The 16,129-nt window shown below is 48.7% G+C and carries 15 protein-coding genes; 13 read left to right on the forward strand and 2 right to left on the reverse strand.

All coding sequences use genetic code 11. The annotated features are described in order from the left end of the window. Positions 1-85: 85 nt before the first annotated feature. From DXA55_RS03350 to uvrB, 9 genes are all read left to right on the forward strand, one after another. Entirely contained in the window at positions 86-1,174 is a 1,089-nt protein-coding gene (locus tag DXA55_RS03350; protein ID WP_022461637.1) for a PucR family transcriptional regulator, read from the forward strand. Between the two features lie 26 nt (positions 1,175-1,200). After that, positions 1,201-1,884: a cell division ATP-binding protein FtsE gene (gene ftsE, locus DXA55_RS03355; protein ID WP_022461638.1), complete on the forward strand. Its 684-nt coding sequence runs from the start codon at positions 1,201-1,203 to the stop codon at positions 1,882-1,884. Beyond that, positions 1,874-2,788, forward strand: a complete 915-nt coding sequence (ftsX, locus tag DXA55_RS03360) for a permease-like cell division protein FtsX (protein WP_022461639.1) — start codon at positions 1,874-1,876, stop codon at positions 2,786-2,788. Before ftsE ends, ftsX begins: the two co-directional genes overlap by 11 nt. Positions 2,789-2,871: 83 nt before the next feature. After that, complete coding sequence (locus DXA55_RS03365; RefSeq protein WP_117813026.1) at positions 2,872-3,381, forward strand: S41 family peptidase; 510 nt, start codon at positions 2,872-2,874, stop codon at positions 3,379-3,381. Next, entirely contained in the window at positions 3,378-4,130 is a 753-nt protein-coding gene (locus DXA55_RS03370) for a S41 family peptidase (protein WP_158565024.1), read from the forward strand. Before DXA55_RS03365 ends, DXA55_RS03370 begins: the two co-directional genes overlap by 4 nt. 119 nt (positions 4,131-4,249) lie before the next feature. Then, positions 4,250-5,494: an aminopeptidase P N-terminal domain-containing protein gene (locus DXA55_RS03375; protein WP_055220735.1), complete on the forward strand. Its 1,245-nt coding sequence runs from the start codon at positions 4,250-4,252 to the stop codon at positions 5,492-5,494. A gap of 27 nt (positions 5,495-5,521) precedes the next feature. Next, the gene (locus tag DXA55_RS03380) at positions 5,522-6,400 is read left to right on the forward strand and encodes a NifB/NifX family molybdenum-iron cluster-binding protein (protein ID WP_055220733.1); all 879 of its coding nucleotides are present in this window, start codon (positions 5,522-5,524) and stop codon (positions 6,398-6,400) included. Between the two features lie 228 nt (positions 6,401-6,628). Beyond that, positions 6,629-8,704: an efflux RND transporter permease subunit gene (locus DXA55_RS03385; protein WP_055220731.1), complete on the forward strand. Its 2,076-nt coding sequence runs from the start codon at positions 6,629-6,631 to the stop codon at positions 8,702-8,704. Between the two features lie 211 nt (positions 8,705-8,915). Continuing rightward, a complete protein-coding gene (gene uvrB / locus DXA55_RS03390; RefSeq protein WP_117813028.1) occupies positions 8,916-10,904 on the forward strand; it encodes an excinuclease ABC subunit UvrB in 1,989 nt (662 codons plus the stop codon). A gap of 212 nt (positions 10,905-11,116) precedes the next feature. Here uvrB and DXA55_RS03395 read toward each other — a convergent pair whose 3' ends face one another. Then, a complete protein-coding gene (locus DXA55_RS03395) occupies positions 11,117-11,335 on the reverse strand; it encodes a helix-turn-helix domain-containing protein (RefSeq protein ID WP_055228291.1) in 219 nt (72 codons plus the stop codon). A gap of 172 nt (positions 11,336-11,507) precedes the next feature. On the opposite strand from DXA55_RS03395, the gene DXA55_RS03400 reads away from it, so the two are divergent. Beyond that, positions 11,508-11,873, forward strand: a complete 366-nt coding sequence (locus DXA55_RS03400) for a hypothetical protein (RefSeq protein WP_022461735.1) — start codon at positions 11,508-11,510, stop codon at positions 11,871-11,873. Positions 11,874-11,950: 77 nt separating this feature from the next. On the opposite strand, the gene DXA55_RS03405 is transcribed toward DXA55_RS03400, so the two are convergent. Next, the gene (locus DXA55_RS03405) at positions 11,951-12,169 is read right to left on the reverse strand and encodes a helix-turn-helix domain-containing protein (protein ID WP_055218403.1); all 219 of its coding nucleotides are present in this window, start codon (positions 12,167-12,169) and stop codon (positions 11,951-11,953) included. 285 nt (positions 12,170-12,454) lie between these two features. Between DXA55_RS03405 and hrcA the strand changes: the two genes are divergently transcribed. The 3 genes from hrcA to dnaK all read left to right on the forward strand — a co-directional run bounded on the left by hrcA (position 12,455) and on the right by dnaK (position 16,117). Then, positions 12,455-13,513 (forward strand): heat-inducible transcriptional repressor HrcA, encoded by a 1,059-nt coding sequence (gene hrcA, locus DXA55_RS03410; protein ID WP_022461073.1) that lies wholly within the window; start codon positions 12,455-12,457, stop codon positions 13,511-13,513. Between the two features lie 49 nt (positions 13,514-13,562). Then, entirely contained in the window at positions 13,563-14,174 is a 612-nt protein-coding gene (gene grpE, locus DXA55_RS03415) for a nucleotide exchange factor GrpE (protein WP_442857656.1), read from the forward strand. A gap of 65 nt (positions 14,175-14,239) precedes the next feature. Further along, positions 14,240-16,117 carry a molecular chaperone DnaK gene (gene dnaK, locus DXA55_RS03420; protein ID WP_055228293.1) on the forward strand — a complete coding sequence of 626 codons (1,878 nt, stop codon included), beginning with the start codon at positions 14,240-14,242 and terminating at the stop codon, positions 16,115-16,117. The last annotated feature ends 12 nt before the right edge of the window (positions 16,118-16,129 follow it).

Below are 16,129 nucleotides of genomic sequence, written 5' to 3' on the forward strand. Positions count from 1 at the left end.
GCAGAACCATAGGGGTGTGGATATGCCTGGCAATGAAAGCGGGTGCAGCCGGAGACAAACTATAGGATGAAAGAGGGAAGAAAATATGATTTCAAATCAGATTTTACAGAGTACCATTGAGGGAATCAAAAATATTTCGCGTGTCGAACTCTGCGTGACTGATGTAGAAGGAAAAGTTCTGGTAACGACGTTTCCGGAGGTTGAGATCAGCCAGAATGATATTGTAACGTTTGCGCAGTCTCAGGCAGATTCCCAGACCATGAAAAATTATCAGTTTTTTAAAGTATACGATGAACACCAGCTGGAGTACGTTCTGGTTGTAAAAGGCGGAAACGATGACATTCACCTGATCGGGAAAATGGTTACCTTCCAGATTCAGGGCCTCCTTACCGCCTACAAGGAGCGCTTCGATAAAGACAACTTTATCAAGAATCTGCTGCTCGACAACCTGCTGCTGGTCGACATCTACAACAGGGCGAAGAAGTTACATATTGAAGTGGAAGCACGCCGCCTTGTATTTATTCTTGAGACAAATCCGGATAAAAACAGCGGGGCGCTGGAAAGCGTCAAGAGTCTGCTCGGTACCAAATCCGGTGACTTTATAACTGCCGTCGATGAGAAAAACATTATCATCGTCAAGGAACTTGCTCCAGGTGAGGATTATGCCCAGATGAACAAAGTGGCAGCCACCATTCTGGAAGCAGCAGGAAGAGATGAGGAGGGGAAAACCCACGTTGCTTACGGTACCATTGTCAAGGAGATCAAAGAAGTATCGCGTTCCTACAAAGAAGCCAGAATGGCGATGGACGTCGGAAAAATCTTCTCCGCTGAGAATGATATCTATGCATACAGCTCACTGGGTATCGGCCGTCTGATTTACCAGCTTCCGATCCCACTGTGCAAAATGTTCATCAAAGAGATTTTCGGCAACAAATCGCCGGATGACTTTGATGAAGAGACACTGACAACGATCAATAAATTCTTTGAAAATTCTCTGAATGTCTCGGAAACCTCGAGACAGCTTTATATACACCGAAATACCCTTGTCTATCGGCTGGATAAGCTGCAGAAGAGCACGGGACTCGATCTTAGAGTTTTTGAAGATGCGATCACATTCAAGATTGCGCTTATGGTTGTGCAGTACATGAAATACATGGAAACGCTCGATTATTAAGCGAGAACCCTTGAAGGAGGAATTGCATGATAACATTGGATAGTGTAAGTAAGAGTTACGCGAAAGGCCAGCCGGCCGTCAACAACGTATCCTTACACATCGAGAAGGGGGAATTCGTCTTTATCGTGGGAAACAGCGGTTCTGGAAAATCGACGCTGATCAAGCTCCTTTTGAAAGAACTCGAGCCCACATCCGGTACCATTAAGGTAAACGGACAGATCTTAAATAAAATGAAACGCTGGAGAGTGCCGAAATACCGCCGCGGTGTCGGCGTCGTATTCCAGGATTTCCGCCTTTTAAAAGACCGGAATGTTTATGAAAACGTAGCATTCGCACAGCGTGTCATCGAGAAACCGAACCGCGTCATCAAAAAGCGCGTGCCGGAAGTTCTGACGCTGGTCGGACTGGCAGAGAAGTACAAATCCTTCCCGAAGGAGCTTTCCGGAGGAGAGCAGCAGCGAGTTGCCGTGGCAAGAGCCATTGTCAACCGGCCTGACATTCTTCTGGCGGACGAGCCGACCGGAAACCTGGACCCGGGAAACTCCATGGAGATTATGAAGCTCCTGGAGGAAATCAACAACAGAGGAACGACCGTTCTTGTGGTAACCCACAACCGTGAGATCGTCAACTCCATGAAAAAACGCGTTATTACCATGCGAAAAGGCGTGGTAGTCAGCGATGAGAAGGAGGGCGAGTACCATGAGGTTTAGTACACTGGGCTACAGCATCAAACAGGGTGTCAAAAACATCTGGAGAAACAAGATGTTCTCGCTGGCATCCATCGCAACCATGGGAGCCTGTATCTTTCTGTTCGGTATCTTCTTTGCGGTTGTCATCAACTTTAACTACATCGTAAAAAATGCCGAGACAGACGTATCCATGACCGTCTTCTTCAACGAAGATGTGGATCAGGCGACGATCGATGAGATCGGAACGGAGATCAAGGCCAAGACCGATGTGGTCAAGGAATGTAAGTATGTTTCCGCGGATGAGACGTGGGAAAACTTTGCAAAACAGTATTTCGAAGGAAAAGAGGAATACAAGGACGGCTTTAAGCCAAACGACAACCCGCTCGCAACTTCTGCTCACTACGAGGTTTACGTATACCAGGTAGAGACGCAGGATGCACTGGCTGAGTATATCCGCTCGCTGGACGGTGTCCGTGAGGTTAAACAGGCCGAGGGTGCAACAACAACGTTGACGACGATGAACCGTGTCATTGGCTACGTTTCCATCGCGATCATCCTGATTCTTCTTGCCGTATCTGTTTTCCTGATCAGCAATACCGTCACGATCGGTATTTCGGTCCGGAAAGAGGAGATCGGTATTATGAAGCTGATCGGTGCGACGAACTTGTTTGTAAGGGCTCCGTTCCTGATCGAGGGTATCCTGATCGGTCTTGTCGGAGCAGCGATTCCGCTGGGGCTGCTGTACGTTGTATACAACAGAGTCATCAGCTACGTTATGACGGAGTTCAGCGTACTGTCGAACTTTATGGCATTCATGCCGGTATCGGCCGTATTCCGGATTCTGCTTCCGGTCGGACTCATTCTCGGTATGGGAATCGGACTTGTCGGCAGTATCTTTACGATTCGAAAACACTTGAAAGTCTGATAGGATTAGACAATATAATAAAGTAAAAATAAGTCCCGGAATCCGTCAAAAGATTCCGGGATCTTTCGATTGGGAGGCATATTTTGGAAGAACTGATGAAGGAAGAAAAAGAGGGCGTAAAAGCGGCAGAGCAGGAAAAACCGAAAAAGCGCAGAAACAGAAAGAAAAACCGAAAAAATGAGATGCGGAAGAGCTACTTTGCGGGCATGATTTCCATGCTGGCGATTGTAATGATCGTGCTTGTCGGAACAACGTTTCTTTGGCCGGGAAGCAGTGCGGACCACCCCGGCGGCTTCTGGTCGTGGCGGAAGACGGCGGCGATCAAAGCGATGATCAGCCAGCTTTACGCTGGCGATGTGGATGACACAGAGCTGTCGGATGCGATGTATAAAGGGATGATCAGCGGCCTCGGCGACAAGTATTCTACGTATTACACGAAAGAGGAATACGAAGCGATCAAGACAGCGCAGGAGGGTTACTATCAGGGCATCGGTATTACGGTGACGCTGGACGGCGATAAGCTGCAGGTCACCGGCGTACAGGACGATACCCCGGCGGCGAGGCCGGTATTCAGGCGGATGACCGCATTGTGAAGATTGACGGGCAGACACTCGAAGGCTTAAGCCTCAACGATGCGGTCGGTCTTCTGAAAAACAGCGAGAACGACACCGTGACGCTTTCCATCGAGCGGGAAGGCGAGGCGGATCTGATTGAAACGGAAGTCACAAAAGAGAAGCTTGCGGCGATTGTGGCAGACGGTAAAATGCTGGACGACAAGATCGGCTATCTGGCCATCAGCGAGTTTACAGGGCTTACCCCCGAGCAGTTCCAGAAAGTATACCAGTCACTGCAGGATCAGGGCATGGAACGCCTGATCATCGATCTGCGCGGCAATCCGGGCGGCCTCGTGACGGCAGTCTGTGACACCCTGCGCCAGATCCTGCCGGAGGGACTCATCGTGTATACCGAGGATAAAAATGGAAAACGGGAAGAGTATACCTGCGACGGCGATACCCCGATCTCGATTCCACTCGTTGTGCTGGTCAATGAAAATACGGCAAGTGCGGCAGAAATCTTCACGGGAGCAGTCAAAGATTACGGCATCGGAACGATTGTCGGAACGACGACATTCGGAAAAGGCATTGTCCAGAATACATTCCAGCTCTCGGACGGCAGCGTGGTGAAACTGACGATTGCCCATTATTACACGCCGCTCGGAAACGACATCCACAAGGTCGGCATTACGCCGGATGTCGAGGTGGAGCTGCCGGATGACGCGACGAGCGATGTGCAGCTCGAAAAAGCGTTGGAAGTTGTCAAAGGACTGGAAAGTGCGGAATAAAATAAGAATTTTCACAGAAAAGCAGGAAAAAGGTAGGAAAAAAAGCACGAACGTGTTATCTTAGTAGAGGAGCCGAAAACAGATCTTGGCAGGCTCTAAAAGAAAGTGAGGAAAGACAGATGAACTTTACAGAAAGAAGAAAACAGGTTTTTGATAAAATGGACCAGGATTCCGCACTGCTTTTGTTTTCCGGAATCGAGCTGCATGTCAGCGCAGACGAATATCTGCCGTTTGAAGCAAACCGCAACTTTTTCTATCTGACCGGCCTTCGCAGAGATCACATGATCCTGATGATGAAAAAGACCGCAAAAGAGGAGAAATCCATTCTGTTTATCGAGGAGGCGGATCTGAACCAGGAGAGATGGTTTGGAAGAAAAGTAACCGTATCCGAGGCACAGGAGATCACCGGAATCGATGACGTTCGTTTTCTGGATTCCTTTGAGGGCATGGTAAACCGTCTGATGGCACGCGAGGACATCGGAACCCTGTATTTCGACTGCTACCGCTATCAGGTCGAGGATCTGCCGGATTACAACATGGTAAAGGCAGAAGAGTTCGCAAAGAAATTTCCAGGCAGACCGATTAAAAACATTGCTCCTGTCATCGCAGCACTGCGGATGCAGAAAGATGAGGATGAGATCGCTCTCGTCCGCCAGGCAATCAAGATCACCGACGACGCGCTGAAATTCGTGATGAAGAATCTGAAACCGGGCTGCACCGAGTATCAGGCACAGGCTGATTTCGAGTACAAGATTTTCCACGAGGGAGCAGACGGAACCGCATTCCCGACGATCGCAGGAAGCGGTGCAAACGGAACGATGCTGCACTACGACACCAACCGTGACGTGTGCGAGGATGAGACCCTGCTTCTGATGGACCTCGGAGCAAAATTCCAGGGCTACTGCGCAGATATCACCAGAACGTATCCAGTCAACGGAAAATATACGGACCGTCAGAGACAGGTTTACGACGTTGTTCTGGCAGCAAACCGCGCCGTTGCAAAAGCAGCAAAACCGGGTATGACATTAAAAGAGCTCGACGATATTGCAAAGGATGTTCTCGGCGAGGGCTGTGTGAAACTTGGCCTGATCGAGAAGAAAGAGGATGTCGGAACCTATTACATGCACGGCGTTTCCCATCACCTCGGCATCGATGTACACGATGTGACCGCGGCATGGAACGACAAGCTGCGTCCAGGCGCCATCATCACCGATGAGCCGGGTCTTTATATTGACGAGTGGGAGATCGGAATCCGGATCGAGGATGATATCCTGATTACAGAGGACGGATGCGAGGTTCTTTCCGAGAATCTGATGCGTGATCCAGACCAGATTGAAGCCTTTATGCAGGAAAAAGAGGCGTAAGAAAAAAACTACGGAGGATTTAGTTAGATGAAAATTGCAGTTACATACGATAACGGGAATATTTTCCAGCATTTTGGAAAAACAGAGAATTTCAAGGTTTACGAAGTAGAAGACAATCAGGTGGTTTCCAGCGAAGTGATCGGATCCAACGGAACCGGCCACGGCGCACTGGCAGGCCTTCTTTCCGAGCAGGGCGTGGATGTTCTGATCTGCGGCGGCATCGGCGGCGGTGCACAGGCTGCTCTTGCTGAGGCAGGCGTAGAGCTCTGCTCCGGAGCAGAGGGAGATGTGGATGCAGCGGTGGAAGCTTACTTAAACGGAACGCTCACATCTGCGGGTGCAACCTGCGATCACCACGATCACGAGGAAGGCCATTCCTGCGGCGGCCACTGCGGAAGCCATGAGGAAGAGGAGAGCTCCTGCGGCGGTTCCTGCGGAACCTGCGGCGGCGGATGCGGTGCACCGACTCCGGTTATGGAAGGTAAGAATGTCGGAAAAACCTGCCGTACCCACTACAGAGGAACCTTCAACGATGGAACCCAGTTTGATTCTTCCTACGACCGCGGCGAACCGCTCGAGTTCATCTGCGGTGTGGGCCAGATGATCCGCGGCTTCGATGCAGCCGTTGCAGAGATGGAAGTCGGCGAAAAAGTCAACATCCATCTGATGCCGGAGGAGGCTTACGGAATGCCGGATCCGAACGCAATTTTTACCGTTGCGATCGCACAGCTTCCGGGAGCAGAGGAAGTAGAGGTCGGACAGCAGGTTTATCTGCAGAACCAGTACGGCCAGCCGTTCCCGGTAAAAGTTACCGCAAAAGACGAGACCAATATCACGTTTGATGCCAACCATGAGATGGCTGGAAAAGAGCTGAATTTTGAGATTGAGCTGGTTGAAGTGAAATAAAAAAATGCATAAAAAAGAGTGTCAGGACGAAGGAGCCAGGCACTCTTTTTTGATGCGCAGAAAAATCAACGATTCCCATTTCCGATTTCCGTTATTTTTTGTAAAAGTAAACAAAAAATGACCAAAATTCATTTTTTGCCATTTCAAATATTGACTAATAGTCATTTAAGTTGTAAGATGTGGTACTAGAAAAACAAGTTAAAAATGAATCAGAGGAGATGAATGAAAATGGTTAAAGTTGGCAAATGGATTGCCAAGCACAGGATTCTGATGCTGATCATTGGATTTCTGCTGATTATTCCGTCAGTCATCGGAATGGCAGCAACGAAAGTAAACTATGATCTGCTCAGCTATCTGCCGGAGCATCTGGAAACTGTAAAAGGACAGGACATTCTGGTAGATGAATACGGCATGGGTGCGTTCTCCATGGTTGTCGTGGAAAACATGGAAATGAAGGACGTACAGAAACTCGAAGAAAAATTCGAGCAGGTAAACCACGTAAAAGAAGTTTTATGGTATGACGATGTGGCAGACATCAGCGTGCCGGTTGAGATGATCCCGGAAAAACTCCGGAAAGCATTCTACAATGGGGATGCAACCATGATGCTCGTTCTGTTCGACAATACGACTTCTTCCGATGACTCCATGGAGGCAATCGAGGATCTTCGTAAAATTGCGAACGAGCAGTGCTTCATCGGCGGTATGACCGGTGTTGTTACCGATATCAAAAACGTAGCATTAAAAGAGCTGCCGGTTTACGTTGTCATCGCCGCAGTTTTGAGCCTCGTTGTCATCGAGCTGACATCGACTTCCTTCGTTGTTCCGATCCTGTTCCTGTTAAGTATCGGACTTGCAATCCTTTACAACCTGGGAAGCAACGTGTTCCTTGGTGAGACTTCCTACATCACAAAAGCGCTGACCGCCGTGCTGCAGCTTGGTGTTACGATGGACTACTCCATCTTCCTGCTGAACAGCTTCGAGGAGAATAAAAAGCGTTTCCCGGATGACAAAGAGCGTGCGATGGGCCATGCAATCGCCAACACGTTCAAATCCGTAGCCGGAAGCTCCGTTACCACCGTAGCCGGTTTCCTGGCACTGTGTGTTATGACCTTTGCCCTTGGCCGCGACCTTGGTATCGTTATGGCAAAAGGTGTTTTGATCGGCGTTGTCTGCTGTGTCACCGTCCTGCCGGCCATGGTTCTGGTATTTGACAAGGCAATTGAGAAAACGAGACATAGACCGCTGGTAAAGAGTCTGGATAAACCATCCGCTTTTATCACCAAACATTATAAGGCGTGGGTTGTGATCTTCCTGATCCTGCTGTTCCCGTCGATCTACGGAAACAATCATACCCAGATTTACTACAACATTGCGCGTTCTCTTCCGGCTACCCTGGACTGCAACGTGGCAAATGATGAGGTAAAAGCGCAGTTTGACGTAAGCAACATGCATATTGTGATGATGGATCGCGATATGGATTCCAAACAGAAAAAGAAAATGATGGAGGAGATCGGCAACGTAAAAGGTGTCAAATCGACCATCAGCATGAGTTCCCTGCTTGGACCGACGATTCCGGAATCCATGATCCCGGAAAATCTCCGAAGCATGCTGCAGAGCGATGAGTATGAGCTTGCATTTGTGAGCTCTGAATATGAGTCCGCAACAGATGAAGTAAACGAACAGGTCAAAGCGATTGACAAAATCGTAAAATCCTACGATAAAGATGGAATGGTCATCGGTGAAGCACCGTTGATGAAAGACCTGCAGGATGTTACCGATGCTGACCTTGTCAACGTAAACGTGCTTTCCATTGGTGCAATCTTTATCATCATTCTGCTGATCTTCAAATCGATTTCTCTGCCGATTATTCTGGTAGCAGTCATCGAGTTTGCAATTATGCTGAATATGGCAATCCCGTATTATCAGGGAACCAGCCTTCCATTCGTGGCCAGCATCGTAATCGGAGCGATTCAGCTCGGTGCAACCGTGGACTACGCGATCCTGATGACAACCCGTTATCAGAAAGAGCGCCAGAATGGAAAAGACAAAAAAGAAGCTATCAGTATTGCGCATAAGACCAGTATGCCGTCCATCATCAGCAGTGGCCTGAGTTTCTTTGCCGCAACCTTCGGTGTAGCCTGCTACTCTCAGGTTGAGATGATCGGTTCCATCTGTACCCTGCTTGCACGAGGCGCGATCATCAGTATGGTCGTTGTTATCCTGATCCTGCCGGCGATGTTTATGATCTTCGATAAACTGATCTGCAAGACGTCGATTGGATTTTTGAAGAAGAAAACGAAATAAAACCAATTGGGAGAGTCCCCTGTGTCAGAAATGTGTCTGATGCAGGGGACTTTTGCGTCCAGGAGATGAAAAATGAATAGAACAAATATTCGAAATAGCTATACTTTTGTTATAAAGTCTGGTATAATCAGAGAAGCTATAAGAGAGACCGCAGAAAGCGGACAGACGAACAGATTGGATCTGCAGACAGAGCATACAGAAGGAGATATATATGGATCATTTTGTATTACATTCCGAATATCAGCCGACCGGTGACCAGCCGCAGGCGATTGAGGAGCTGGTGAAAGGATTTCAGGAAGGAAATCAGTGTGAGACACTGCTCGGTGTTACGGGTTCCGGTAAAACATTTACGATGGCGAATGTGATCCAGAAGCTGAATAAACCAACGTTGATCATTGCGCATAATAAGACGTTGGCGGCGCAGCTGTATGGAGAATTTAAAGAATTTTTTCCGGAAAACGCAGTGGAATATTTTGTCTCCTACTACGACTACTACCAGCCGGAGGCTTACGTGCCGTCTTCGGATACGTATATTGCGAAGGACTCTGCGCGGAACGATGAGATTGATAAGCTGCGGCTTTCCGCGACTTCTGCACTGAGTGAGCGGAACGATGTCATTGTGGTTTCCAGTGTTTCGTGTATCTATGGAATCGGAAGCCCGAAGGATTACATGGAGATGATTATTTCGCTCCGCCCGGGAATGGAAAAGGACCGGGACGATGTGATCCGACAGTTGATTGATATTCAGTATGACCGGAATGATATGGATTTCCACCGCGGGACGTTCCGCGTGCGCGGTGATGTATTGGAGATTTTTCCGGCGGAGGAGACGGACAAGGCGGTGCGCGTCGAGTTCTTCGGGGATGAGATTGACCGTCTGGTGCAGATCGATACGCTGACGGGTGAAATCTTATGTGAACTGAACCACATCGCAATCTTTCCTGCCTCCCACTACGTTGTGCCGATGGACACGATCCTGAAAGCAACAGGCGAGATTGAAAAGGATATGGAAGAGCAGGTGAAGTTCTTCAAGCACGAGGGAAAACTGATCGAGGCCCAGCGCATCGAGGAGCGGACCAATTTCGATATTGAGATGCTCAAAGAAACCGGCATCTGTTCCGGCATCGAAAACTATTCGCGTTACCTCTCCGGATTAAAGCCAGGCGAGCCGCCCTACACACTGATGGACTATTTCGGAGATGATTTCCTCATCATTGTGGATGAGTCGCATAAGACTGTTCCGCAGATCCGCAGCATGTATGCCGGCGACCAGTCGCGGAAATCGACGCTGGTGGACTATGGATTCCGTCTGCCGTCCGCAAAAGACAACCGCCCGTTGAACTTCGGCGAGTTCGAGGACCGGATCGATCAGATCCTTTTCGTATCTGCCACGCCGGGCGACTACGAGGCAGACCACGAGCTGCTGCGCGCCGAACAGATCATCCGCCCGACCGGCCTTCTCGACCCGGATGTCGAGGTACGCCCGGTGGAGGGACAGATCGACGATCTGATTTCGGAAGTAAAGAAAGAAACTGAAAAACACAACAAAGTTCTCGTGACGACGCTGACGAAGCGTATGGCAGAGGATCTGACCGACTATATGAAAGAGGCCGGCATCCGCGTGCGTTACCTGCACTCCGATATCGACACCCTGGAACGGACCGAGATCATCCGTGATATGCGTCTCGATGTCTTCGATGTGCTCGTCGGCATCAACCTTCTGCGTGAGGGTCTCGACATCCCGGAAATCACACTCGTGGCGATCCTGGATGCCGATAAAGAAGGTTTTCTGCGTTCCGAAACCTCCCTGATCCAGACCATCGGCCGTGCCGCGCGAAACAGCGAGGGCCATGTTATCATGTACGCCGATGTGATGACCGATTCCATGCGCCTCGCGATCGACGAGACGAAGCGCCGCCGTGCCCTGCAGGAAGCCTACAACAAAGAACACGGCATCACTCCGACCACCATCAAAAAAGCCGTCCGCGATCTCATCAGCATTTCGAAAGAAGTGGCAAAGACAGAAGAAAAGATGGAAAAAGACCCGGAGTCCATGAGCCGCGAAGAACTGGAAAAACTGATCGGCCAGGTACAGAAACAGATGAAAGCCGCTGCCGCCGAACTCAACTTCGAAATGGCCGCCGAGCTGCGTGACAAAATGATCACACTGAAGAAGAGCCTGGATGACATGGAAGAATAAAAAATCAGAAATAAAAAAGAAGAAAAGAGCATGAAAAAAAGCGTGCCGGAAAAGCGACAGAAAACTTTCCGGCACGCTTTTTTTGCGTCCGATTTTGCTTCCTTCTTGTTCAGAATTGACGCAAAATAAGAATACCATTATAATATAAAATACGACCAAACGGTCGTATCAAAACGCAAAACACAAAAATAAAAAAGACAACAATAAAAAAATTAATCGCCGAATTTTCTCTTTTTACTGGAGACACTCAGCAGATAGTCGACCGAGCAGTCATAGAACCGTGCAAGCCGGATCACATAGTCGATCGGGATGTCGCGGATTCCTTTTTCGTAGCGGGAATAGACGTCGCGGTTGCATTCGAGCAGGGCAGAAATCTCTTTGATGGTGAGATCCTGATCGATCCGCATATCTTCAATTCTCTGGTATTTCATACGTTGTACCATCCTTTCAGATTCAAACCCATACTACCAAACGGTTGGATGGACAAAGTTAAATCAGATCATATGGTCGCAAATTGAAGAATGGGGCGGGAGAGAGAAACGGCGGGTGAAGACAGCCTGTGCAGAAAACAGAAAAATATGTACGGCAGAAATGGGGGAACGAATGGGAAAAGCAGAAAGAATAGAAATAGAAGATTTTGTCCAGAATATAGTGGAACGGATGGAGACGCCGGAAGCGTTTGAAAAAATGATCAGCCGGGAGGAAGAATGCGAAGCGCAGGGGCAGGAGAGCCGTCTGAGGGATGTGCTGAAGAAAGAATGGCCGGTGGACGAAAAGGGAGAGCGCATCTATCAGATCACTAATATATATGAAGAAAAAGCAGAAGAACTCCTCATTGTAGAACTGTATACCGGCATCCACCTGGAAAACGGAGTCCCGTGCGGGCATTTTACGCTGTATCTCTGCGGGGAGCCGGACGGATGGAAACTCAGCGAAACGCGGATGATGGAATATCTGCAGAATCTGTAAACGAAAAAGCAAAACAGGGAGGACAGGGAAAAGAAAAACTGTCCTCCTGCTTTTGCTGCGGCGGAGACACCGGAAAGTCAGGATCCATACGGCCGCTTCTCATCGCTGATGCCGACCAGATAATCCAGACTGACCTGATACAGCTCCGCCAGACGGATGGCAATGGAGATCGGCAGCTGCCGGACGCCTTTTTCATATCGGGTATACACATCGCGGTTGCAGCCGAGATAGTCGGCAACCTGGCGGATCGTCAGATCGTGGTCCGTGCGCAGATCCTCCAGTCTCTGATATTTCATGATTCATCACCTCTGAAAAAAATGCTACTAAATGGTCGTATCAAAATGGCAGAATCCTACCATACGGCTATAGCGCCTTTGAAACAGTAGAATGCAATAAAAAAGAAAAGTCAGATTCCTTTTCAGAAAGAAAACGGTTTATACTTTTTTCACAATTTCTTCATAGAAAAACCGGGAAAAGGTGTTGACAAACAAAAGGCAGAGTGCTATCTTAAGAGCATAGATGTTAGCACTCCACTAAAACGAGTGCTAACAGGACTATACAACAGGAAGGAGCTTATCTTAGTGGATACAGAATTGGATGAAAGAAAAAGAAAAATATTAAAAGCGATCATCCAGACGTATCTGGAAACGGGCGAGCCGGTCGGCTCAAGAACGATTTCCAAATACACGGATTTGAATTTAAGCTCCGCCACAATCCGGAATGAAATGTCCGATCTGGAAGAGATGGGTTACATCTTACAGCCCCACACTTCCGCAGGACGCATTCCTTCCGATAAAGGCTACCGCCTCTATGTAGATGAGCTGATGCGGGAAAAAGAACAGGAAGTTGCAGACATCAAAAACATGGTCATTGAAAAAACAGACCGAATGGAAAAAGTTCTGCAGCAGGTTGTCAAAGTCCTCGCTTCATCTACCAACTATGCAACGTTGATTACAGGACCGGAATATCACAGAAATAAAGTGAAATTCATCCAGCTCTCAAAAGTCAATGAAGAGCAGCTCCTGGCCGTCATCGTCGTAGAAGGCAACCTGGTGAAAAACCAGATGATCGACCTCGACGAGACCATCAACGATGAACAGATATTAAAGCTGAACCTGCTTCTGAACACACAACTCAATGGCCTGACCATTGAAGAAATCAATCTTGGCATGATCAAGAAGATGAAAGAGCAGGCAGGCATCCACTCCGGCATCATCAGCAAAGTGGTCGATACCGTAGCGGAAGCCATCGCAGTCAGCGAAGAAGATGTGCCGGTGTACACCAGCGGCGCAACCAACATTTTCAAGTACCCTGAGCTTTCCGACAGCAGCAAAGCCAGCCAGCTGATCTCCACATTCGAGGAACGGCAGAAACTGGTCGATATGATCAAAGGAGCTGCCGAGGAGCAGGACGGAGAGGAAAATACCGGTATTCAGGTATACATCGGAAATGAATCTTCGATGGAACCCTTACGGGACTGCAGCGTGGTCACCACCACATACGATATGGGAAACGGTATGCGCGGAACAATCGGTATCGTGGGACCAAAGCGGATGGATTACGAAAATGTGGTAGATAACCTGAAAACATTAAAAGTTCAACTGGACGCCGTCTTCAAAAAGCCGGACACAGGTGAGTAGAAAGGTGGAATGATCAGTGAGCGAAGAAAATAGAAAGAAAGAGGAAACCATGGAAGAACCTACACGCGAGATGGAAAAAGAAACCGGAGCAGAGACCGATCTGCCGGAAACCGAACCGGCTGCGGAGCAGGAAGAAGCAAAGAAAGCAGCAGAGGCAAAAGAAGCGGAAGCTGCAGAAGAAACTGCTGAGGATGGCAAAGAACGAAAGTTCTTCAAAAAGAAAAAAGATAAAAAAGATGAGAAAATCGAAGAGCTGACTGACCGCCTGACCCGTCAGATGGCAGAGTTCGATAACTTCCGCAAACGCACCGAAAAAGAAAAAACAAATATGTATGCCATTGGAGCAAAAGACATCATCGAGAAGATTCTTCCGGTTGTTGACAGCTTCGAGCGCGGACTTGCAACGGTGGAAAACCCGGAGGAAGATCCGTTCGCAGACGGCATGAATAAAGTATACAAACAGTTTACCACAGCACTCGATGAACTCGGTGTAACCGTGATCGAGGCCGTTGGAAAGGAATTCGATCCGAACCTGCACAACGCAGTGATGCATGTGGAGGATGAGGAAGCCGGCGAGAACATCGTCGTAGAAGAGTTCCTGAAGGGCTACATGTACAAAGGTTCCGTAGTCCGTCACAGTATGGTCAAGGTGGCTAACTAAGCTTGAAGATAAATAAATAGAAATTAAACCATTTTTTAGCATAATTCATTGAGGAGGAAACAACAATGGGCAAAATTATTGGTATTGACTTAGGAACAACAAACAGCTGTGTAGCCGTTATGGAAGGTGGAAAACCAACCGTTATCGCAAACGCAGAGGGTGAAAGAACAACTCCATCTATCGTAGCATTCACAAAAACAGGTGACCGTCTGGTCGGCGAGCCGGCAAAACGTCAGGCTGTAACAAACGCAGACAGAACCATCCGTTCCATCAAACGTGAGATGGGTACTGATTATAAAGTAGACATCGAAGGAAAGAAATACTCTCCGCAGGAGATCTCCGCTATGATCCTTCAGAAACTGAAAGGTGATGCAGAGAACTACCTTGGTGAGAAAGTAACAGAAGCAGTTATCACAGTTCCGGCTTACTTTAATGACGCACAGCGTCAGGCAACCAAAGATGCCGGTAAAATCGCAGGTCTTGATGTAAAACGTATCATCAACGAGCCTACCGCAGCAGCTCTGGCATACGGACTGGATAACGAGAAAGAGCAGAAGATCATGGTATACGACCTTGGAGGCGGTACCTTCGATGTTTCCATCATCGAAATCGGTGACGGTGTTATCGAAGTTCTTTCCACAGCAGGAAACAACCGTCTTGGCGGCGATGACTTCGACCAGAAAGTAACAGATTATATCCTTGCTGAGTTCAAGAAACAGGAAGGCGTAGATCTTTCCAATGATAAAATGGCTCTGCAGAGAATCAGAGAAGCAGCAGAGAAAGCAAAGAAAGAGCTTTCCAGCGCAACTACAACCAACATCAACCTGCCGTTCATCACTGCAACCGCAGATGGCCCGAAACATCTCGATATGAACCTGACAAAGGCTAAATTCGATGAGCTGACCCACGACCTGGTAGAGAAAACCGCAGAGCCGGTACAGAGAGCACTTTCTGATGCAGGCCTTCAGGCATCCGAGCTTTCCAAAGTCCTTCTGGTAGGCGGATCTACCCGTATCCCGGCTGTACAGGATAAAGTAAGACAGCTGACCGGACACGAGCCGAGCAAGAGCCTGAACCCGGATGAGTGCGTAGCACTTGGTGCTTCCGTACAGGGCGGTAAACTTGCAGGAGATGCCGGCGCAGGCGACATCCTTCTTCTGGATGTAACTCCGCTGTCTCTGTCCATCGAGACGATGGGAGGTATTGCAACTCGTCTGATCGAGCGTAACACCACAATCCCGACCAAGAAAAGCCAGATCTTCTCCACCGCAGCTGATAACCAGACAGCAGTAGATATCAACGTAGTACAGGGTGAGCGTCAGTTCGCGAAAGACAACAAATCCCTCGGCCAGTTCCGTCTGGATGGAATTCCGCCAGCAAGAAGAGGCGTTCCGCAGATCGAGGTTACCTTTGATATCGATGCCAACGGTATCGTAAATGTATCTGCAAAAGACCTGGGAACAGGAAAAGAGCAGCACATCACCATCACCGCAGGCTCTAATATGTCCGACAGCGAGATCGACAAAGCAGTCAAAGAAGCTGCTGAGTTCGAAGCTCAGGATAAGAAACGCAAAGAAGCAATCGACGCAAGAAACGATGCAGACTCTATGGTATTCCAGACCGAGAAAGCAATCGAGGAAGTCGGCGACAAGCTGGATGCAAACGATAAGACAGCAGTAGAAGCTGACCTGAACGCACTGAAAGACCTCATTGCAAAATGCAATCCGGAAGAGATGACAGATGCACAGGTAGCTGACCTGAAAGCAGCTCAGGAAAAACTGATGACAAGCGCTCAGAAACTGTTCGCAAAGCTGTATGAGCAGCAGGGCGGCGCAGCAGGCGCTGGTGCCGGAACAGCTGGTGCAGGCCCGGATATGGGAAATGCAGGAGCAGCAGGCGGCCATGACGACGATGTCGTAGACGCTGACTACAAAGAGGTTTAATTTTCAGCATGT

Source organism: Blautia sp. OF03-13 (assembly GCF_003460685.1).
Lineage (GTDB): Bacteria > Bacillota > Clostridia > Lachnospirales > Lachnospiraceae > Fusicatenibacter > Fusicatenibacter saccharivorans.